This window comes from Arthrobacter sp. SAFR-044 (assembly GCF_059414985.1).
Genome location: NZ_JBPFDN010000012.1, coordinates 67621 through 90320 on the forward strand (window position 1 = coordinate 67621; position 22700 = coordinate 90320).

Consider the following 22700-nt stretch of genomic DNA (forward strand, 5'->3'; position numbering starts at 1 on the left):
TGGGGTTAGGGTGATCAGATGCAAAGCACCAGGCCACGGGGCCGGACGTGGATCAGCAGCCTCGATAGATACCTTTTAAGACATGTATCCAGCCTGCCCGGAGGCAATCACGACGTCTTTTTCCGCCGCCTGTCTGCCTCTGCCAACCAAGGCAAGCTGTGGATGGGAGCGGCAGCGGTCATGGCGCTCTTCCCGGGAAAAACGCGGAGGGCTGCGCTGCATGGCCTGATCGCCCAGGGCGTGGCATCCGCCGTCACCAACGTGGTGTTCAAGACCCTGCTCCCCCGGACACGCCCGTTGCCCGAGCATCTGCCCGTTTTCCGTTTCGTGCATCCGCAGCCCAAGAGTTCCTCCATGCCGTCGGGGCACTCGGCGTCAGCTGTGGCGTTCGCGGTGGGGGCAGGCCTGGTCCGCCCGGCTTTGGGCGCCGCCCTGGCCCCGGCCGCCCTGGGTGTGGCCTATTCAAGGGTTCACACCGGCGCGCATTGGCCTTCGGATGTCCTGTTCGGGTCGGCGCTGGGTGCCGGCGCTGCCTTGGTGACCCGTCACTGGTGGCCTGTCCGGCCGCCCATCCCGCAGATATCGCGCGCGTGGACCAACGCCCCTGTGCTGCCGGACGGTGAGGGACTCAGCATCGTAGTGAACACCTTGGGTGGTTCCTTCAAGGAGGAAACCGCGTCAGCGCTGCAGGAAGTATTTCCAAAGGCGCATATAAATACCGTGCAGCCTGACGAAGACCTGGTGCAGCGCATCGCCGCCACTGCCGACTTTCCAGGCACCCTGGCCCTGGGTGTGTGGGGCGGTGACGGGACGGTGGGCGCGGCGGCCGCTGCCGCCGTCGAACGCTCCATTCCCCTGCTGGTCCTGCCAGGCGGGACCCTGAACCACTTTGCGCGGGATGCCGGCACGGGCAGCCTGAAGGACGCGGTGGAGGCCGCCAGCAAGGGTGAAGCCGCCCTGGCGGACCTCGGCGTGGTCACCGCGGAGCGCGGACTGGCCGGAAACCCGGAGGTGTCGGAGCTGGTCATGCTGAACACTTCCAGCGTGGGTCTTTACCCGAATTTTGTGCGGCGCCGGGAGCACCTTCGGCCGGCACTCGGGAAGCCGTTGGCCGGCGTTGTGGCCATGTTCCGGACCTTCGCTGCCGGCACCCCCATCACGCTCACCGTGGACGGCGTCCGGCACAAAGTGTGGATCGCGTACCTGGGGCGGGGCCGCTTCTATCCGCGGGACCATGCGCCCTTGATTCGGCCCGTGATGGATGACGGGGTTCTGGACGTCCGGCTGATTACCGCTGACGAATCGTTCGCCCGGCTCCGGCTGCTGTGGTCCGTACTGACGGGGACTGTGGCAAGTTCCAGGATCACGCACCTGCGGGAAGCCAGGGAAGTGGGGATCGACGCCGGCGGGGCGCCCATGGCGCTGGCAGTGGACGGAGAAGCGCTGGCCGGCGTGCGCAAAGTGGCCTACGCGGTGCGGCCCAGGGCGCTGAGGTACTACTCGCCCCGCCGGTAGCGCTGCCGGCAGAGTGGATGGCTACCCTGATTCTCCCCTGAATCATCCCTGAAAGCGGCGAAAAGCGGCGGCGGCCTCGGTACCGTGGGGAAGGTATCCGCACCCGCAGCGTCTGCAGCCGTCCGCTGCCGTTCAAAGGATGATTCATGATCGAGGTAAACGGGCTGACAAAGGTCTATGGCGCCAAAACCGCCGTGGCCGGTGTCAGTTTCACCGTCAGGGCAGGGCAAGTCACCGGCTTCCTGGGACCCAACGGGGCAGGAAAATCCACCACCATGCGCATGATCATGGGGCTGGACCGGCCGACGTCGGGGTCCGCCAGGGTAAACGGCCTGCCCTACGCTCAGCACAAGGCACCGCTGCGGGAGGTGGGTGCCCTGCTTGATGCCAAGGCCGTACACACTAGCCGCAGCGCCTACAACCACCTGCTGGCCATGGCAGCCACCCACAGCATCCCCAAAGCCCGGGTGCATGAGGTGATCGAGATGACCGGACTGGAAGCGGTGGCGCGGAAGAAGGCCGGCGGGTTCTCCCTGGGGATGGGCCAGCGCCTGGGTATCGCTGCCGCCCTGCTGGGGGATCCGCAGACCCTCATCCTCGACGAACCCGTCAACGGCCTGGACCCTGAGGGCGTGGTCTGGGTGCGGAATCTGGTCCGGTACCTCGCCGGGCAGGGGCGCACCGTATTCCTCTCCAGCCACCTCATGAGCGAGATGGCACAAACGGCAGATCATCTGATCGTCATTGGCCGCGGCCGGGTCATTGCGGATGCCCCCATCCGGGACATCATTACCGGCAAGGGCCAGTCCCGGGTCCGTGTCCGCACCGACCAACCCGACCGCCTCCATCAGCTGCTTGCCGTACGGGGTGCGTCCGTCGAGGTTCCGGAACGGGAGCTGCTCGAAGTAGCAGGCCTCGAACCAAGGGCCATCGCAGCCACCGCCTTGGAAAACCAGGTCATGGTGTATGAACTTACGCCCCTGGTTGCCAGCCTCGAGGAGGCATATATGGAGCTGACCAAGGACGACGTCGAATACCACTCACTGCCCGCTGCGGAGGTAAGTCACTCATGAGCACCACGACCACCGAATCCATGCCTCCGCGCGAGCCGGTACCCTCCCCCGCCGTGCCGGGCTCCCGCAACACCGGACGGTCCCTTCCCGGCCCCACCTTTATCCGGGTCCTCAACTCTGAGGTCATTAAGTTCCGGAGCCTTCTCTCCACGTTGATCCTGCTCGCCTCCACCGCTGTGGTCATGGTCGGCTTTGGCGCGTTGTCTGCATGGGGCACGGGCCAGTTCGCCGATGCGGCCAACCGGGACCCGCAGGCTGCGGCCCGGATGGCATCCCAGGGCGGAGACCTTGCCGTCAGCGTGCCCACGTCAGGGATCGCCTTCGCCCAGCTGATCCTGGGGTCCCTTGGCGTACTGCTGATGAGCTCGGAATTCACCACCGGAATGGCGCGGTCCACCTTTGCAGCGGTACCCCGGCGCCTCCCGGCCTTCGCTGCCAAACTGGTGGTGGTGATGGGGACATCCTTCGTGGTTACCGCCGTCTCCACCTGGGTGGCGGGACTGGTGGCAGTGCCCATCCTGGACAACTATGGCCTCAAGCTGGACCTGGGCAGTTCGCAGTCCGTGAAGCTCCTCCTGGTCAACAGCGTCTATGTGGCAGCCGTGGCCGCCATCGGCATGGCCCTGGGTACGCTGATCAGGAATTCAGCCGGCGGCATTATGAGCCTGGTGGGCATCTTCTTTGTGGCCCCCATCGCGTTCCAGCTCATCCCAGGGGACTTCTTCAAGGAGGCGCGTAAGTACCTGCCAGGCAACACCGTGGAACCGCTGACGGCGGCCCAGCACGTCCCGGATACCTTGGAGGCATGGCAGGCCGGAATGGTCCTGGGTGCCTGGGTGGTCATTCCCGTCCTGCTCGCCGCCGTCCTGTTGAAACGCCGGGACGTGTAGCCCCCTCCTCTTTCCGCCACCCCGCCGGGCGCGTGGTTTCGGGCACATTACAAATATGCCTGAAAGGCAACTTTTATTGCTCCTTGGTGTTTCCGCTTGGAGTGCCGTCCTGTTGGCGGGAATCAGATCTGTTGGACTGCACAAAGCAGGGCGCATAATGGCGGATCTAGGGTGAAACAACGATGTGGTGCATCACACGGTCCGCCGGGGTCCACCAAGGTACGTCGCTCAACCCATGCTATTTCCCAACAGGACGGCGCTTCCATGCATGCTGACCAGCAACTTTCAAAGTCCCTGAAACCCAGGCACCTGTCCATGATCGCCATCGCCGGCGTCATCGGTGCAGGCCTCTTCGTCGGCTCGGGGGCAGCCATCCAGCAGGCCGGCCCGGGCATCCTCGTGGCGTACGCGGCCGCCGGGCTGGTGGTCATCCTGGTGATGCGCATGCTCGGCGAGATGGCTGCAGCAAACCCTGAGACAGGCTCCTTCTCCACCTATGCAGACAAGGCGCTGGGGCGCTGGGCCGGGTTCAGCATCGGCTGGCTCTACGCGTGGTTCTGGATCATCGTCCTGGGCATCGAGGCCACCGCCGGCGCCGCCATCATGCACCGGTGGGTGCCGGGCATTGACCAGTGGGTTTGGGCCTTGGTCCTCATGGTGCTGCTGACGCTGACCAACCTCGGCTCCGTGAAGTCCTACGGCGAGTTCGAATTCTGGTTCGCCTCCATCAAGGTGGCGGCAATCGTCCTCTTCCTGCTCTTCGGCGCCGCCGCCATCCTGGGCCTCGTCCCCGGGGTTCCCGCTCCCGGACTGAGCAACCTGATCAACAACGGCGGATTCATGCCCAACGGCCCGGGTGCTGTCCTGGCCGGCATCCTTGTGGTGGTCTTCTCCTTCTTCGGTGCCGAGATCGCCACCATCGCAGCAGGCGAATCCGAAAACCCCGTTGATGCCGTGAAGAAGGCCGTGAAGTCGACCGTGTGGCGCATCCTGGTCTTCTACATTGGCTCCATCGCCGTTGTTGTCACGCTGCTTCCGTGGAACTCCGCCTCCGTGGCCAAGAGCCCGTATGTGGCGGTCATCGAACTGTTCGGCATCCCCGGCGCAGGAACCATCATGGACGTCGTGGTGCTGACCTCGGTCCTCTCGTGCCTGAACTCCGGCCTCTACACCGCCAGCCGCATGCTGTTCTCACTTTCCACCCGTGGTGACGCCCCCCGCTCGTGGACCCGCATCTCCCGCCGCGGCGTTCCCGCTGCTGCTGTCCTTGCCTCCACGGTGGTCGGTTTCGTCACCGTGGGCCTGAACTACATTGCACCGGACACCGTATTCCTCTTCCTGGTAAACACCTCCGGCGCCATTGCCCTGTTCGTGTGGCTGGTCATCTCGGCCTCGCAGCTGGTCCTCCGCCGGCGGATGGGTGCCGCAGCCAAGGACCTGCAGCTGAAGATGTGGCTGTTCCCGTACCTCACCTGGGCAGCGATAATCAGCATCGTGGCCCTGCTCATTGGCATGGTGATCGTGGAATCCACGCGGGAATCCCTGCTGCTGTCGTTGGCATTGGCCGCCGTGGTTGTGGCAGTGGGCGTGCTCCGTTACCGCCGAAAGGGTGCAGAGGGCGCTGGCCAGCCCGCCGTTGCAGCGGAGGCTGCCCCGGCACCGGCTGAGTAGGCGCGGCACTAGACTCGGGACCATGCCTTTGCCTTCCTCTGCCGCAGACCACGTCCAGGACCTTGGCGCGTATGTGAGCGCATCGCCGTCGAGCTTCCATGCTGCGCATGAGGGTGGCCGGCGGCTCGAGGAAGCCGGATTCATCCGCCTGGATGAACTGCAGCCCTGGGAGGGCGGTGCCGGATCATTTTTCGTGATCCGCGACGGGGCGCTGGTCGCGTGGGTGGTCCCGGAAGGGGCGGGACCGGCCACGGGGTTCAACATCCTCGGCGCGCACACCGATTCGCCGTCGTTCAAACTCAAGCCCAAACCCACCACGGGTGCCCACGGCTGGCTGCAGGCCGGGGTGGAAATTTACGGTGGACCGCTGCTGAATTCCTGGCTGGACCGCGAACTTCGGCTCGCGGGCCGGCTGGTGATGCTCGATGGCACGCAGCACCTCGCGGCCACCGGACCGCTGCTGCGCTTCCCCCAGCTGGCCATCCACCTGGACCGGGCGGTGAACGAGGGTCTCACCCTGGACAAGCAGCGGCACATGAACCCCGTCTGGGGCCTGGGGAATCCCACGGACTCGGACCTGCTGGGCGTCCTGGCCGCTTCGGTTGCCGGCGCTTCCGTCGATCCGGGGCAGATCGGCGGGTACGACGTCGTCATTGCGGACACGCAGATACCGGCAGTTTTCGGGGGTAAGGGGGAGTTCTTCGCATCCGGGCGGCTGGACAACCTTTCGGCCACGCACGCCGGCCTGGCGGCACTGATTGACCACGCCGGTTCCGCAGGCGCCGGCGGTCCCATTGCGGTGCTCGCTGCCTTCGACCACGAGGAAATCGGGTCCAACTCCCGTTCCGGTGCGTGCGGACCCATCCTGGAAGACATCCTGGTGCGCATCTCCGACGGCCTGGGTGCAACGGTGAGCCAGCGGCGCCAGGCCCTGGCGGCGTCCTTCTGTCTCTCTGCCGACGCCGGCCACGCAGTGCATCCGAACTACCCCGAGCGGCATGATCCCGCCAACCACCCCGTGCTGAACGGCGGCCCGCTGCTGAAGATCAATGCAAACCAGCGCTACGCCACGGATGCCTGCGGTGCGGCGTTCTGGGCGCGGCTCTGCGGTGAAGCCGGGGTACCGTACCAGGAATTCGTTTCCAACAACGTGATGCCCTGCGGTTCCACCATCGGTCCGCTCACCGCCACCCGGCTCGGGATCCGGACCGTCGACGTGGGCGTGCCGCTGCTGTCCATGCACTCCGCCCGCGAGCTGTGCGGTGTGGAGGATCCCCTTCGCCTGGCTGCCGTTACGGAGCTGTTTTTCGGGACTGCGGCGTAGTTCCTTTCCTGCGATAGGTACCCCCGCACAGTTGATGTGGGGACCCACATAGGTAGCCCCTATTCTCCTGATGGGGGTATTTCCAACACCTACGGTTGAAAACACGGATGCCGTTGGGCATGCGGTCCAGGTTCCGGGCGGCATGCCAGGTCCTCGCAGGCCTGCCGACTGATGGCGCCCGTTGACAACTGACCGATGCGACAGGTGCTGTGCCGGTAAGCCGGCGCTGGCTGGAGTGGGGAGTGCAGACCCCGGTTCCGGCCCACGGGCCCCTGCGCTGTGAGCCCTGGAGCTGGAATGACATCTGCACTTGGACGCATGCCCCGCCGCATTTACAAAATCGGGATGGCCGGGTTGGTGACTTCGCGGGCAACATCGGGCCTTGCAGGACCACTGAACCGGACTGTTACGCTCGGCGGCGTCCGGGTGGACCTGATGAGCCGTGAAAGCGCCCTGGCGGCCATCATGGAACGTGCCGCAGGTGGCGCCGCAGTGCCCTTGGGCGTCGTGTCGGCGAACCTGGACCACGTGAACCATTTCGGGACCGGCAGCCGGTGGGAAGGAACTCTGGGCATACCAGCGTTGGAGTGGCTGACCCTGCTTGACGGTGCCCCACTGGTGGCCAAGGCGGAGGAGCTCACAGGGCAGCGGTGGACCCGGCTTGCAGGGAGTGATCTGATCGAGCAGGTCCTCGATGAAGCCACGGTACAGGGGCGGTCCATCGGGTTTTTGGGCGGGAGCCGGGAAACACATCAATTGGTTGCAACCCGACTCGCAGCAGAGCGGCCCGCCCTTCGCGTGGCGGGGTGGTGGGCTCCCCCCCGTGAAGTGCTAACTGATTCCGCCGCCTCCACGGCCTTGTGTGCAGAGATCCGCGCTGCCGGAGCGGAGATACTGGTGGTCTGTTTGGGTAAACCACGCCAGGAGCTCTGGATCCGGGAGTATGGGAAGCAAACCGGGGCCAATGTGCTGCTTGCTTTCGGGGCCGTCATCGATTTCCTCGGTGGCCACATACAGCGCGCTCCGGCCCCCATCAGCAACATGGGCCTTGAATGGGCTTGGCGGCTGGCCATGGAACCGCGACGGCTTGCCAAACGATACGTTATCGAAGGACCGGAAGCCTACCTGAAGCTCCGTCGCCACAGTGCAGATGGAGCCCCGGGCACCCCAACTGACGGTGTCCCTGAAACCCTATCCGGTGCGATTCGCGAAGACCGAAGCAAGGCTGCCGGCTTCGCACATGCCGACGAACACGCGGACGTTGCCGCCCTGGTGGTGACCTACAACAATGGCGCGGACGTTTGTGAGCTGCTGGAGAGCCTCCGGCTTCAGACACGGGACCAGTCCATCAAGGTAGTGGTTGCGGATAACTCACCGAACCCGGCGACGCTTTCCTGCCTGGGGCAGTTTCCCGGTGTGACCGCTTTCGCTACCGGGGGGAACCTCGGGTACGCGGGCGGCATCAATGCGGCCTACGCGAAAGCGGGAAGTGCGGACGCATACCTGGTCCTGAATCCCGATCTCAGCCTTTGTCCGGATGCGGTCCGGACCCTTCGGGAATCCATGAGGAGTACCGGTGCGGGAGTGGTGGTGCCGTTGTTGCGGGACGATGACGGAAGCGTTTACCCCTCCCTTCGCCGGGAGCCGAGCATTTCGCGCGCGTTGGGTGATGCCCTCTTCGGAAGTAGGTTCCAACGGCGTCCGGGATGGCTCACGGAGATCGACTTCGATGTGGAAAGTTACGCCCACCCGCACAAGGTGGACTGGGCCACGGGGGCTGCGCTTCTGATCCGGTCCGACATCGCTGAACAGGTCGGCAACTGGGACGAATCCTACTTCCTGTACTCGGAAGAGACTGACTACCTGCACCGCGTCCGGGACCTCAAGGCGGCCGTCTGGTTCGAGCCTCGGGCAGCCATGGTTCACTCCCGTGGTGCATCCGGGAGTTCACCTTCCCTCGATGCACTGATGGAAGCTAACCGCATCCGGTATGCACGCAAGTACCGTCGGACGGGGTATGCGCGGTTCTTTCGTGCCGCCGTCCTTCTTGCTGCCATGCTGCGGGCTCCACTGCCGGGTCACAGAGGGATCCTGGGTCTGATTGCCTTGGAATCCCGGTGGGCCGATTTGCCGCACGCTGTCGCTTACCCGTGCCGTGCGGAGCAGGAACAGGAGTTCCCTTTCGGCTCGGTGATCATTCCGGCGCACAACGAAGCTTCGGTACTGGGACGGACGCTCGAAGCGCTCAAGGCGCCCATAGCCAGCGGGAATGTGGAAGTGATAGTTGCCTGTAACGGATGCACGGATGGGACAGAAGCAGTGGCTGGTTCCGTACCCGGCGTTCGGGTTATCTGTGTGGAGGAGGCGTCCAAGACTGCTGCCCTCAACGCCGGGGATCAAGCCGCTGGCAGTTGGCCGCGGTTGTATCTTGACGCCGACATTGAGGTACCGGCGGCGGCGCTCCGTGCCACGTTGGCGGCACTGGCTGACGACGACGGGCCTCTGTGCGCCCGGCCGGCATTCGCTTATGACACTGCGGGCGCTTCATGGGCGGTTCGCGCCTACTACAGAGCACGCAACCGACTTCCCCAAGCAACGGCATCGATGTGGGGGGCCGGGGTCTACGGCCTAAGCTGCAGGGGACATGAACGGCTGGCGGAATTCCCGCCCGTCACGGCCGACGACTGCTACGTCGACCGACTGTTCGCGGCCTCCGAAAAGGCCACCATTGCCGGCCAACCGGTGATAGTACGCACCCCGCGGACCGCCGGCGCACTGCTCTCCACCCTGAAGCGCGTGTATAGGGGGAACTCCCAACTCCGCGATATTCCAGGTGCCCATGCGGGACGGACGGCGGGGCAACTAGCCCAGACAATCAAGGGTCCCAGCTCGGCGATGGATGCCATAGTGTATGCCGCTTTCGCGCTGGCCGGCCGTGCCGCCCGACGCCGCAAGAGCCCAGCCTGGGAGCGGGATGAAAGCAGTCGGAATTATGGATTATAGTCCCCGGGAGCCGGCTGTGGTTGAAATCCCAGAAGTACCCATGAAGTTCTAATTCTACATTTCTAAATGGCCGCATATTCGTACAAAGCGATGGGCGGGCATCTGTCGCCAAACGGCTATTCATGTCTCGAATTGGAGTTATAGTGTTTGCGAAATCAGGGCCCTTTAAAGGCAGGCTGCGTTCGGCAGTGAGTTTTTCCGTACTATTTCTTGTCGCCACGATGTTGTCTTTTAGTTCGACGCTTTCCCAGGCGCCGGCGGCTCACGCAGATGCCTGCACGCCGCCCGTTGCCAGCGCCATCGCCTGTGAAAACTCGTTGCCTGGCACGCCCTCCTCGGACTGGGAAGTTGCGGGATCCGGCGACTCGTCAATCCAGGGTTATGGAACGTCGATGAGCCTCAACCTGGGCGAAACCATCAGTTTCAAGATCAAGACAACGGCCAGCGCCTACCACATCGACATTCTCCGATTTGGCTACTATCAGGGAGATGGAGCGCGAAAGGTCGCCGCAAATATCCCACTCGCAGTAAAGTTGCCGCAGTCCCAGCCCGCCTGCCTGACCCAGTCGGGAACGGGCTTGGTCGACTGCGGGAACTGGGGAATTTCAGCGACTTGGACTGTTCCGGCGTCGGCCGTCTCGGGGGTGTACTTTGCCCATCTCGTCCGAAACGATACGGGCGGCGACAGCATGATCCCGTTCGTGGTCCGGAATGACGCCGGCAAGAGCGGCATGGTGGTGCAAACCTCCGACACGACGTGGCAGGCCTACAACACCTACGGCGGCAACAGCCTTTACCAATGCACGATTGCGTGCCCTACTGGCAATCCGCAGGCTTACAAGTCGGCGTTCAAGGTGTCCTACAACAGGCCGTTCCTCTCCACAGGCGACCAAGGTCACAGTTGGCTGATGGACACCGAGTACCCGATGATTCGCTTCCTGGAGGCGAATGGATACGACGTCAGCTACATAAGCGGGCTTGACACTGCAACGCGCGGCCCCCTGCTGCTCAACCACAAGATGTTCATGTCCTCCGGGCACGATGAATACTGGAGCGGAACACAACGAACCAACGTGGAGGCCGCCCGGAATGCAGGAGTCAACCTGGCATTCTTCAGCGGTAACGAGGCGTTCTGGCGGACCCGTTGGGAGGCTTCGATTGATGGCAGCCAGACGGCCGGCCGTACCCTCGTGTCATATAAGGACACCCACTACAACGCGCCCGTAGACCCTGTGGAATGGACCGGGACCTGGCGCGACCCACGCTTTGGCACGTCGTCCGGGGGCGGAAACCCGGAGAACTCCTTGACCGGGCAGTTCTTCCTGGTTAATTCCGGTTCCGCGGACATCAAGGTTCCGGCCCAGTATGCAGGGATGCGGATCTGGCGTAACACAGCAGCTGCCAAGCTGACCGGAACGCAGTCACTTACCCTCGGAAGCGGCTTGGACACGCTGGGTTACGAATGGGACGTTGACGCTGACAACGGTTTCCGCCCCGCCGGCGCCTTCAAGTTGTCGTCCACCACGGTGTCCGTGCCCGAGGCGTTCACTGACTACGGCAGTACCACTGCCGCGTCCTCCCAAACTCACAACTTGATCATGTATCGGGTTCCCAGCGGCGCGCTTGTTTTTGGCGCCGGCACTGTCCAGTGGGCCTACGGCCTGGACAACTTCACCATTCCCACCAGCACTCCCGATAAGAACATGCAGCAGGCTACCGTCAACCTGTTCGCCGACATGGGTGTCCAACCAACCACCCTGATGACGGGACTGGTGGCCGCTTCAAAGTCCACCGATACCATCAGTCCTGTATCGACCATCACATCGGGCCTGAACGGCCAGACCCTGGCCGATGGCTCCAGCGTCACCGTGTCAGGAACGGCGTCCGATGTCGGCGGGGTTGTCGCCGGCGTCGAAGTCTCCACCGACGGGGGAACCACTTGGCGCCCGGCAACCGGCACCACCAACTGGACCTACACGTGGACGGTCCACGGCAGCCCGGCCGTGGCCGTGAAGACCCGCGCCACGGACGACTCAGGGAATACCGAGGTGCCGGGGTCCGGTGCTTCGGTTAACGTTTCGTGCCCCTGCTCGATCTTCGGGTCCAGCATGATTCCCGACAGGCCGGATTCCGGCGACGGCGGAAGTGTGGAAGTCGGGATGAAGTTCACCGCTCAGACCGCGGGAACCGTCACCGGCGTTTCCTTCTACAAGTCGAGCTTGAACAAGGGAACGCACGTCGGCAGTTTGTGGACGTCGGGTGGAACCCGGCTGGCCACGGCAACCTTCACAGGTGAGACGGCAACCGGCTGGCAAACGGTCACCTTCGCCACCCCCGTGGCCATTACGGCAAACACCACGTATGTGGTCTCCTACTTCGCTCCGCAGGGACACTATGCGCAGGCAGCCGGCTTCATGTATCCAAACCCGTCGCCCATGCCGGCCGGGCACTCATCCTTGGACAGCGGAGTGCTGCACGGGCTGAGGAACACCCCCACCTCGGGCAACGGCGTCTACACCTACGGGGCCAGCAGCGTATTCCCGCAGTCCTCGTACAACGCCGAGAACTACTGGGTGGACGTCAAGTTCGTTCCGTCGGCATCGGTGCCGCCCGCAGTCTCTTCAACGGACCCTGCCAATGCCGCCACCAACGTCGCAATCGCCAAAACGCCGTCAGCCACCTTTAACCAGGCCGTGACGGCCGGCAGCATCACGTTTACGCTGAAGAAGCCGGACAATTCGGCGGTTGCGGGCACCGCCGCCTACAGCTCAGGCACCGTCACCTTCACCCCCTCTGCCGCACTGGCCTACAACACCACGTACACGGCGACCGTCAACGGCGCGACCAATGCGGCCGGGCAAACCATGGCCAGCCCCTACAGCTGGACGTTCACCACCGGGGCACCGCCTCCCGCTCCGGCCGTCAGCAGTACTTCGCCAGCCGGCCAGGCCACTGGCGTACCCCTCTCCGTGACACCGGCAGCGACGTTCAACCAGGCAGTGGTGCCCACTTCGGTGGTCTTCAGCGTGCTGGATCCGTCCCTGAACTCGGTGCCGGGGACAACCAATTACAGCTCCGCAACCAACACCTCCACTTTTGTGCCCAGCAGCCCGCTGGCGTACAACGCCACCTACACGGCAACCGTCAGCGGTGCCACGAACAGTTCCGGCCAAGCGATGGCAAGCCCATACTCCTGGACATTCACCACCACCACCGCACCTGTTCCGCCCGCAGTGACGTCAACGCTGCCAGCAGATAAAGCCACGGCAGTTGGTGTCAATACGGCGCCGAGCGCAACGTTCAACCAGGTGGTCAGCGCCAATAGCATTACTTTCACCCTCCAAGCCGGGACCACCAGCGTGACTGGTACCAGCAGCTACTCGGGGAACACAGTGACGTTCACGCCGGGCTCCGCCTTGGCCTACAACACCACCTACACGGCGACTGTCAGCGGGGCCACAGACGCGGCAGGCCAGGCAATGACCGCGCCATACAGCTGGACCTTCACCACGGTGGCCCAGCCCACGGCAAACTGCCCATGCAGCGTGTTTGCCGCGGCCGCACTGCCCGGAACCATCGACCAGCCGGACGGATCGTCCGTTGAACTCGGGATGAAATTCCGCTCGGACATTGCCGGGAACGTTACCGGTGTCCGCTTCTACAAGAGCTCCCAGAACACCGGGACGCATACCGGAAAGCTCTGGACAAGCGGAGGACAGTTGCTGGCGAGCATCACCTTCACCGGAGAGTCAGGTTCCGGCTGGCAGCAGGCAAACTTCTCCACGCCCGTGGCCATCCAGGCGAACACGACCTATATCGTTTCGTACTATGCACCCAATGGCCACTACTCGGCGGACGGAGCCTTCTTCACGAAAGGTGTGGACAGCTATCCACTTCACGGCCTTGCCAGCGGGGTGGATGGACTCAACGGCGTGTACCGCTACGGTACGTCCGGCTTCCCATCCAGCAGCTACAACAATGCCAACTACTGGGTTGATGTGGTGCTGAACGGATCCAGTTCGTCCACTGTGCCAACGGTGTCATCCACATCCCCGGCTGCCGGTGCAACCAACATCGCCACCTCCACTACGGTCAAGGCGACGTACGACAGGGCAGTTGACCCGAGCACTGTGGTCTTCAACGTCAAGGACGCGGCGAACGCGAACGTTCCGGGCACGCTCAGCTATGACACGTTGACCAACACCTCGGTGTTTACCCCCGCAGCTGCGCTGGCCTACAGCACAACATTCACCGCCACCGTATCCGGGGCCACGGGTAGCAACGGACTGGCCATGGCGTCCTCGTACACCTGGTCGTTCACGACAGCCCCGCAACCAACGGCGGGCTGCCCGTGTACCGTATTTGCCCCCACCGCGGCTCCATCCACCGTCACCGCCCAGGACAACTCATCAGTGGAACTGGGCATGAAGTTCACAGCGGACACCAACGCCACCGTAACGGCCGTCCGGTTCTACAAGGGACCCCAGAACACCGGCACACACGTCGGTAAGCTCTGGACCTCCGGAGGACAACTGCTGGGGTCCGTAACCTTCACCAATGAGGGCGCATCGGGTTGGCAACGGGCGACGTTCGCAACGCCAATTCCGATCAGCGCCAATACGGTCTACGTGGTTTCCTACCTGGCGCCCAACGGGTATTACTCGGCAGACGGTGCGTTCTTCGCCGGGAAGTCAGCGGACAGTGGCGTCCTCCACGGCTTGGCGGACGGTACCAGCGGTCCCAACGGCGTCTACGCCTACGGTGCAGGCGGGTTCCCCAGCAACACCTGGAACGCCACCAACTACTGGGTGGATGTGGAAGTCACCACCCCGTAGCAGGAGGGGATAACAGGCAGGGCAGCTCAAGGGCCCGCGGCGCAATCCGGTGTCGCGGGCCGAGCCCTGGCAGGGAGGTGGATGGGTCCTGAGGGTGCCATCCCTCACCACGATGGACGGTACCAGTGGTCCCAACGGTTTAGGCCTACGGTGAAGGAGGATTCCCCACCTGGAATGCCACTAACTACTGGGTGGACGTGGAGGTCACCACCCCATAGTCGACGGGTACAGGAAGCGGAGAGTTGGACGGTCCGTGGCACAATCCGGTGTCGCAAGCCGCGTACAGTGAGGGATACGAGGCCTTGGCCTAGCCGAGACCGCAGGTGTTTCCACCGCTGAGGCGATAAATGTGGACCGCGTTAGCATCGCTGAAGCTATCTGTAAAGGTGTGGTCCGCCACTGCCACTGAACGGTTTTCATCCAGTACCTCTGCCTCGCTTGGTCCACCGCAGCGTACAGAGAAGGTTACCGATTGGGGACCCGGACGCGTGGACGCCGCAAAGACGTAAAACTGGCCGGCACTGGCCTTCACGGAAAAGTCGACGTCCTTGCTGCTTGCGGTGATGAGTCCTGTTATCGAACCCGTGTTGAGCGCCGGAGCCAGCTTAGTTATGAGTTGATTCACTGCAGTTACCGTAGGACGTATGGCGGTGCCGCATTCATCCCGCAGCACATGTTGGGACTGGCACTGGCCGCCGAAATTATGGTTGAAGTAGACAATTCCCTGCGCGCCGTGAATGATGCTGCTCCACACCGCTGACCGTAGCTGGGCGGGGCTGATGGTGAGCGAGTCAGTTTCGGAAAATGGATGGCCCACCTCAACAAAAGCCCACACCGGTTTGGAACCTGCTGGCTGGACAAGTGACCGGACACGGTCAACCGTCCAGCCATAGTGGGCGCCCGTGCGGCATTCCTCGTCGCTCAAGTCACGCCCGTTGGCGAATACAGCGCCGCCTTCCACATGACTGCATATATAGGGGTCAGTGAACCAGTAGTTATCCGCGGAGACAACGTCCTGATAGCCGTTGACAAATTGGGCTGCCTGCGGATTTTTCAGTTGAAATGTGACGCCCTTGCCGTAGTTCGAGTAGAGCAAGGCCTGGGGCGGGAACTGCTTCACCAGGGCACTTTGTACGGTATAGCCACATTCGGAGTCTGCTGGATCACAGATGACACCTTCCCCTTGGGACCTCCCGGTCCACGTCGAATCTCCCCCGCCGGCCCACATGTCCACTTCATCGGAAACAACGAACCCGGAGGCACCTGGAACAGCCACGGAAGGGAGGGCATGAAGGCCGCTGCTTCGAATAAGCCCCACGTTCGAGTCTTCGGTGAGTTGCACATAGGTGTTCAGGCCAGCACCACGGTCTGACGTAACGTCCGATGCCTGCAAAACACTTTCAAACCACACTCCAATAGGAAAAAAGTTGTGGTCAGCCGGCAATGTGGGCGAGAACCTGCCGTAGAAGCCAGCCCCGCCATCCACGCCGAGGATGGTGATTCCGTCTGGAAGGGGATCTTGAGCCAATGCTGGGGATGCAGTCACGGTACTCGATGACATGCATGGGGCTGCCAAAAGCAAAGTCAATAGAATTGTGGTTTTTTTGATAAATTTTGTGGAATTGCGCATTCCCCGAGCGGTTACTCCCGGCGCTTCGAGCAAGTTTCTCATCGCATTTCCTGTCGTAAAATCATGAGTCAAATGTCATACGGAATAAATGGGGAATATTCGGCGACAAATAAGCATTTTGGAGCTACGCTATCACCCTGAACATTGCGTCGGTAAGGGTATTTCAACCCCGGCAGGAAGATTGGGGGTATATGGGAAAGCATCTGCGAGCTTCGTCTGTGCTGGGTGCGGAAGTCCGACTGGACGCCCCCCTGCACGTTGATGGTGCGGACAACAAGCCACCCCTGCTGCTGAGGGTGACGACTGTGGCATGTTTTGTTTTTCCGTCCAATTTGGTGTTGGAACCGCTGGGTGCCGCAGGCTATGTGGCACACATACTCGCGTTGCTGGTTTTCGCCCTGTGGGCAACGTCCGTCATGTTCGGCCTGCACAAGACCATCGACCGGGAGCATCCAGGCCGGTTCGCGCTGATTGCCCTCTTTGCGGTCTCCTGCGCCTCCTATGCCGCCATGTATGTAGGTATCAGCGGGGGCAGCACCGATGCAACGCGGGCGGCTGCGGACCGCTGGATGCTGCTGATGGTCGCCTCGTCCGGCTTGGTGCTGGTGACAACTGAAACGACGCGGACAGTCGACGCTGCGATGATGCTGGTTCGTGCGCTCCTGCGCGGTGCCGTATTTTGCAGCATCGTGGCGGCCTTCCAGTTCACCACCCATGTTGATCCCATGGCGTGGTTTCAGGGGGTGCTTCCCGGTTTCAAGGACAACGGCGGAAACCAGCCGTTCCAGGAACGCGGCAGCTTCCTGCGGGTTGCCGGCAGCACCTTCCATCCCATTGAACTCGGGGTTATAGCATCCATGCTCCTTCCACTGTCGCTGTGGCGCGCGCTGTATGACAGGGCGGGCCGCAAATGGTTGCACTGGACGGGGACGGGATTCATCGTGTTCGCTATCGCCGCGACGATCTCCCGCTCCGCGGTCCTGGGGGTCCTGACTGTGGCGTTGGTGTTCCTCCCCTTCCTGCCGTCCAAATCACGGCAGTGGACGGTCCTGGGGTTCTCTGGTGCTGCGACACTCCTGTTCCTGGCAGTGCCGGGATTCGTTGCAACGCTGTTTGGGTCCGTAACAGCGGGGACGGCCGACCCTTCCATCACCGCAAGGCTCGAGGATTATCCTCGCGTGGAAGCGATGGTGTCCGCACGGCCCTGGCTTGGAATCGGCCCCGGCGCCTACCTGACGCGGAACGCCATCGAGGTCCTGGACAACCAGTACCTGAAAACGATCGTCGAGATGGGCGTACCGGGATTCCTGGCACTCCTTTTGTACATGGTTGTCCCAGGGCTTGCGGCGTGGCTGGCAGCGTTCAACGCCAAGGAAGAATGCTTGAAGACTCTTGCCGCAGCAGTTGCGGCAGCCTGCCTCGTGGCAGCCCCCGCTTCGGCGGCCTTTGACTCACTGGGCTTCCCCGTGCTCGCGCTCGTGTATCCCATTTGCGTCGGGCTCTCCGGGACGGTCTGGTTGCTCGTTGCCGGCGAGCGGCGGGTGCACAACGCTACTACCAAGGAACAAGGCTCCGACCTTGCAGAATCTGAAAGGCTCCCATGACTCCCGTCTCGGTTCTCAAAATCCTGTGGCGCCACAAAGCTTCGATGATTACCGTATTGGTGCTCACGCTGGTTGCGGCCGCCTACGTATTCTTTTACGCGCCCCGGAGCTACATGGCGTCGACTGTCTACGTTCTCGTGACCCCCCGGGTCCCTAGCACTGAAGAAATGCGTACCGACCCCGCACTCGCGTCCGCCAACTCGGACAACCCCTACTTGCGCTCGGCGGATAGCTCCCTGATCACGCAAGTGATGGCGACGAAGTTGAGCTCGAGTGACGTCGTTGACTCGCTCAGGGCCGACGGGCTGTCACCGGATTACACCGTGACCCTGCCGGCCACTACTGGTGCAGGACAACTCATCAGGATGGAGGCTACGGGGTCGAGCCCGCAGTTGGCTATTTCGACTGCGGAAGCCCTGGGCCAGCATCTCACCGCTAAGTTGAAGGACGCACAAAAGGTCAACGGGGCAGACGACCGCTACCTGTTCACGGCGCTTCAAATTGACCCGCCAAGCAAGGCAACAGAACAGTTCTCCAGCCGTCTTCGCTCCATGATCGTGGTGCTGATCGGTGGCGTCATCCTCCTCTTCGGTGCTGTCTCGATCGCGAGGATGCTGGAAAGTTCGCGGGCTGCCCGAAAGGACGCCGCGGATAAGGCCAAGCCATTGTCCCGGCGCAGGCGCTCCGACGACCGTCGTGCCGCTCCGGCCGCCCCCTCCGTGGACGATGACCAGGAACCGGGAGCGGACACGGCTCTCGCGGCAAAGGCAGTTGAAGGCCGGAAGCCAAAGCCATCTGTGGCAACCGTGCATGATGCGCCCTTCCTGCTGCCCCAGCACGAGCTGCAGGATCTTTCCTTTGAGGAGCGAGGCTCTGATGTCCCAGCCAAACGTTGACCAAGAGCGGCGGGTCCCGGTCTCTGTTGTCTGTGTCTTCAACAATCCAGCAGTGCTTCAAGAGTGCCTTACGGCCTCCGTCGCGGCAGGCCACGCCGATGCCCCGGACATCGAATACCTGCCAGTGGACAATACGGCGCGGCAGTTCTCTTCCGCCGGAGCCGCCTTAAACCATGGTGCGGCATTGGCGCGTCACGATGTAGTGGTTTTTGTCCACCAGGACGTGTTCCTCCACTCCATCCCCGCATTGGAAAAGGTCGCCGCCGCGTTAATGGCAGATCTGTCCCTGGGCATGGTCGGGGCAACCGGAATGACCGGACAAGGCCACCTCCTGGGTCTGATCCGTGACCGCATCGTCTTGTCCGGTCGCCAGGAAGCCGGCCTTGCGGACGTAGACAGTCTGGATGAGGTCCTTTTCATGGTGCGGCGGGATCAAATTCTCCGGCATGCGCTCAGCCAGGAGCCGGACCTTGCATGGCATGCGTACGCGGTCGAATATGGAGCCCGGCTTCGGTCGATGGGCAGCCGGGTGGTGGTGGCCAACATTCCCTTGACCCATAACAGCCTCACCATCAACCTGGACCGGTTGGCTGAGGCACATCAGTGGATAGCGGGAGCGTATCCCGATCAGCTGCCGATTGTGACCACGTGCGGTACTGTGCGGCAACGCGCTGGTGTTCCCGCCATTTTTGGCAGGCTGTTGACGGCACAGAAATGGCGGTACCGATGGCTCCGGGAATCTGTCTCTGCCCACAAGCTCCGTAACAGATCCGCAGTGCGCCCTGTGACGGTCCTGGGCGACCTTCGCCGCGACATCGACGACATCTGTACCGCCGCCGGCGTCGGCGCCGCCACGATTATCAGTGCGCTTCCCGAGAGTTCCGGCATGCACGAACTGGGCAAACCCCTGGAGCTGAGCAGGCGAGGTGTCCGTTTCAGCTTCCTGACAGTCGATGAGGCCGCCATTGCAGCCGTGGTGTCCGCCCAGGAGCCGGGTTCCACCGTGGCCGTGACAAATATCAGTTTTGATGCTGCCCGTGAGGTGGTCGGATCATTGGCGGGAAGAAGGGTCATCCTGGGGTTCCATGAAAATACCGGAGCATGGCTGCTCACGGGGCCCAGTGTCGATGCGGCGGAGGCACACTACCGCACCCCCCGTTCGACACCCCTCGCTATGAAGGTCGGATAAGGCGCCTGCGCGTGTCTGAAGCCCACGCTCGGCTCCGGTCCGGAACCAACTGCGCCAGGCCCATATGGGGTGACTTCCGCCAGGCGGCCCACTGCTTGATGCGCAGTGATGTTCCAAGGAAGGGCATGATGTCAGCCCATGCCGCGTCCAGCCCGGCAAATCCGGTTTCCTGCTGCACCAAGCCCACCAACCGGTCGAGAGGCCCGTCTCCCCAGAGAGTCGCACGTGGTGCAGCAGGTGCAATCCGCGCCAGATCGGCCTTGGCATAGACCAGTTCCGCTGTGTTCCGCCAGGCTGCAGGGCTATGGCCCTGGACTATTGCCTCGCGGGTGGCTGCCCCCCGCGCCATCCTGGTGGAAGCCGAATCTGCCAGTTCCGTCAGGACGGATACGAACCCCACGGGCGTTGACGGCGCGAGTAGAAGGTCCTCCAGGCCCGGTGAATCCGATCCAAGGACCGCACATTCTGCCGGATGGCCCCGGAAAGTCACCAACGGTAGCCCGTGTGCTCCGGCCTCCAGCATTGATGTCAGTGAAGAGAATGGAAAGGAGTCTACGTATGCATCGGCAACGGATAAGAGCGTTGAGATGCTGGTGAGCCTCCCGACGGCCCGGATCCTTCCGTTGGTGGCAGCAGCCGCTGCAGCCCAGGCCCCGGTCGGAGCGGGGCCTGCGACGAGGAGGCGCGCATTCGGCCGTCGGAGCAGAAAAGAACGGAACAGGCCTATCAGGGAGTCCGTACCGACGGGGTCGTATTTGCTGGCCGCCGCGGCGGACACCACCACGAAATCGGTCTCCGGGACGCCCCAGCCGCTCCGTGCCGCTGCCCTCTGCGCTCGTTCAGTTGCCTGGGCGGGAGCAATTTCGAGTGGCCTGTTGGCCACCAGGCAGCGGTCCGCATCAACTCCCCGGCGGTGGACGGTCAGATCCCGTCCGCTCCCACGCAGGCACAAGACGAGGGCGGCCGCCGATGTCCCCTGCCAAAAGACATGGTCGGCATGGTTGACGTAGACGGCGGGAGGCGCATTGGGAACGCCCAACGCAATGGAGGGGACGACGTCGTGCGGATGGGCGTGCACAACAACAACGTCGGCCCGAGCGACGATCCTGCGCAGTGTGGCCGCCCTTCTGATGAGCCCGCCGGGCCCGCGGTCAAGGAGGAACAGGTCGTGGGGATCAGAGAGGCATGCCGTAATTTTGGCCGGACATTCGGTACTGCCTTGGCGGGTAACAACCACCTGATGGCGCGAGCCTGGATCCTGACGGACCCAGTGGGCAATGCTCTGCGTGTGACCGCCAGTACCGTACAGCTGCGTGGCGACATGGACCACAAGGCGCTCCGACGCTCGCCCCCGGAGTGCAGGTGGCGGTTGTGCAATCGAGAACCGGAGCTTACACAGGACTTCTTCCAGCCCTTGATGGCCGAAGTACCCGGTGTGGTCGGTCCAGGCGAAGCGGGCGGCGAGTTGTGCCTGCACAGCCGCCCGTTCCCAAAACCCGGCTGCAGTCAGTAGTCCTGCAGTCCCCACCAGGCCTTCAAAGGTTCCCCGGTTACTGCTGATGCTACGCAAGGGCGCCGCTCCTTCCCAGTTTCGTCAACATGGCAACGTCTGCGCGCTTGAACCAGAGCAGGACTCCTGAGACGCAGACGGTGGCAGCTCCGGAGAGCAGCAGGGCCCATGGAACAGCGAGTTCCAGGCGGCCGAAGATGGCGGAGAGGGTTAAGAGTGCTGCCGACGCCCCTGCAGGCAACAGCAGTTGGCGGAGTACCCGGAGCGGCTTGATTCCCACGGCCCGCAACCGCCAGAGGTACAGGGGCAGGACCAGCGCCACCACGACCACGAACTGGGCCATGGCCACCCCGGCGATGCCAGCGCTGGCGCCGAGGAACAGTGCCGGTATCAGGGCCACCAGCCAACCCACCTGGATGGACATGATGGAGCCCGTCATTCCTGCAACGACAAGATAGTCGTAGATCAACTCGAACAGGATCCGGAGTCCCGCCACCATGGCAAGCCAAAAAAGGGCGGTGCTTGCACCCGCCCACACGTCGCCGTAAACAATCCGGACGATGGTCTCGGACTCGGCTGCCAGGAACGTAATTGCGGGGAAGACAACGCACATCATCACGCCGATCAGGGCCGTGACTGTTGAACGCATGCTTTCCGGGTCATGCTGCTGCCGGGCCAACACCACGGGAGCTACACTCCGCAGTGGCTGGGAGAACATGGTTACCGGCCAGCTCGACAAGTTGAAGGCCAGTACATACATCCCCAACATGACCGGTCCGAGGGTACTGCCCGTAACCAATTGGTCCAGGTATCCGACGCAAAACACGATGATGCTGGTCCCTGCCAGTGGCAGCCCGAACCGCAGCAGCGGCATCAGGACGCTCCTGTCAAGGCCGGGGCGCACGGGCAGGGGCGACTTGAGGACGAAGAGCAGCCCGCCGGCCATCGTTCCGGCGAGCCGGCCAACAGCCAAGCTCATTGCACCTACGCCGGCCAATACCAGGCAGATCGAAACGATAGCCCCTACCCAGACATTCACCTGGTCGATGAGCATCTTCGTCTTTTGGTCGAATGCGCGCTGCATCAGGGCTGCAGGGGTGGCGACGACGCCGCTCACCAGGACGCAGCACACCATGACCCGCACTACATCCGTCGCACCGGGGTCACCCATGCGGTCCGCAAACCAGGGGGCGACGGCAAGACCGGCCACACAGAGCAGTGCGCTGGACACGATCGAGATGGTGGTCACGGTGGGTGCAATCCGTGCGGGATCCTCCGGCCACCTCACGATGGCGAGGCTGACACCAAGCTCGTTGACTGTCAGCACGGCAAGCAGCGCCACCATGGCAACCGCAAAGCTGCCATATGAATCAGGGCCCAGCAACCGGGCCAAGACAATCCCAATGCCCAGGGTGCCAAACTTGGCGACCCCCGTGTTCAGCAGGCTCCAGGCAAGCGCTGCGGTTGCGCCGGACTTCTCGCGCAGGCCTGGGGGCGTTTTGCCATCCACAGGGTCAGAGGCCAGGCCCGGGCGTTTCATCGATTACCCCACCACGACGT

13 protein-coding genes are annotated in these 22700 nt (G+C 63.1%); 10 read left to right on the forward strand and 3 right to left on the reverse strand.

Translation table 11 applies throughout. The annotated features are described in order from the left end of the window. Positions 1-18 precede the first annotated feature (18 nt). From ACR65J_RS17195 to ACR65J_RS17225, 7 genes are all read left to right on the forward strand, one after another. Positions 19-1515, forward strand: coding sequence for a bifunctional phosphatase PAP2/diacylglycerol kinase family protein (locus ACR65J_RS17195; protein ID WP_440171347.1), 1497 nt, complete (start codon positions 19-21; stop codon positions 1513-1515). A gap of 146 nt (positions 1516-1661) precedes the next feature. Then, positions 1662-2588: an ABC transporter ATP-binding protein gene (locus tag ACR65J_RS17200; protein WP_440171349.1), complete on the forward strand. Its 927-nt coding sequence runs from the start codon at positions 1662-1664 to the stop codon at positions 2586-2588. Further along, positions 2585-3478 (forward strand): ABC transporter permease, encoded by an 894-nt coding sequence (locus ACR65J_RS17205; RefSeq protein WP_440171351.1) that lies wholly within the window; start codon positions 2585-2587, stop codon positions 3476-3478. The genes ACR65J_RS17200 and ACR65J_RS17205 overlap by 4 nt, the downstream gene beginning before the upstream one ends. A gap of 264 nt (positions 3479-3742) precedes the next feature. After that, positions 3743-5149, forward strand: a complete 1407-nt coding sequence (locus tag ACR65J_RS17210; RefSeq protein WP_440171353.1) for an amino acid permease — start codon at positions 3743-3745, stop codon at positions 5147-5149. Positions 5150-5171: 22 nt separating this feature from the next. Further along, positions 5172-6473: a M18 family aminopeptidase gene (locus ACR65J_RS17215; protein ID WP_440171354.1), complete on the forward strand. Its 1302-nt coding sequence runs from the start codon at positions 5172-5174 to the stop codon at positions 6471-6473. 297 nt (positions 6474-6770) lie between these two features. Continuing rightward, the gene (locus ACR65J_RS17220; protein ID WP_440171356.1) at positions 6771-9476 is read left to right on the forward strand and encodes a WecB/TagA/CpsF family glycosyltransferase; all 2706 of its coding nucleotides are present in this window, start codon (positions 6771-6773) and stop codon (positions 9474-9476) included. Positions 9477-9868: 392 nt separating this feature from the next. Then, on the forward strand, positions 9869-14311 hold the full coding sequence (locus ACR65J_RS17225; protein WP_440171358.1) for a DUF4082 domain-containing protein: 4443 nt from the start codon (positions 9869-9871) through the stop codon (positions 14309-14311). 307 nt (positions 14312-14618) lie between these two features. On the opposite strand, the gene ACR65J_RS17230 is transcribed toward ACR65J_RS17225, so the two are convergent. After that, positions 14619-15983, reverse strand: a complete 1365-nt coding sequence (locus ACR65J_RS17230; RefSeq protein WP_440171360.1) for a hypothetical protein — start codon at positions 15981-15983, stop codon at positions 14619-14621. 323 nt (positions 15984-16306) lie between these two features. Between ACR65J_RS17230 and ACR65J_RS17235 the strand changes: the two genes are divergently transcribed. Genes ACR65J_RS17235 through ACR65J_RS17245 form a run of 3 tightly spaced genes read left to right on the forward strand, consistent with a single transcriptional unit; the run spans position 16307 to position 19630 of the window. Further along, entirely contained in the window at positions 16307-17545 is a 1239-nt protein-coding gene (locus tag ACR65J_RS17235; protein WP_440171362.1) for an O-antigen ligase family protein, read from the forward strand. 44 nt (positions 17546-17589) lie between these two features. Continuing rightward, complete coding sequence (locus tag ACR65J_RS17240) at positions 17590-18441, forward strand: YveK family protein (protein WP_440171364.1); 852 nt, start codon at positions 17590-17592, stop codon at positions 18439-18441. Continuing rightward, positions 18422-19630 carry a glycosyltransferase gene (locus ACR65J_RS17245; RefSeq protein ID WP_440171366.1) on the forward strand — a complete coding sequence of 403 codons (1209 nt, stop codon included), beginning with the start codon at positions 18422-18424 and terminating at the stop codon, positions 19628-19630. Before ACR65J_RS17240 ends, ACR65J_RS17245 begins: the two co-directional genes overlap by 20 nt. Here the strand turns inward: ACR65J_RS17245 and ACR65J_RS17250 are convergent. Together ACR65J_RS17250 and ACR65J_RS17255 are read right to left on the reverse strand one after the other, a co-directional pair. Further along, complete coding sequence (locus ACR65J_RS17250) at positions 19614-20708, reverse strand: glycosyltransferase (RefSeq protein ID WP_440171368.1); 1095 nt, start codon at positions 20706-20708, stop codon at positions 19614-19616. The genes ACR65J_RS17245 and ACR65J_RS17250 overlap by 17 nt on opposite strands. 484 nt (positions 20709-21192) lie before the next feature. Continuing rightward, positions 21193-22680, reverse strand: coding sequence for an oligosaccharide flippase family protein (locus ACR65J_RS17255; RefSeq protein ID WP_440171369.1), 1488 nt, complete (start codon positions 22678-22680; stop codon positions 21193-21195). Positions 22681-22700: the final 20 nt, after the last annotated feature.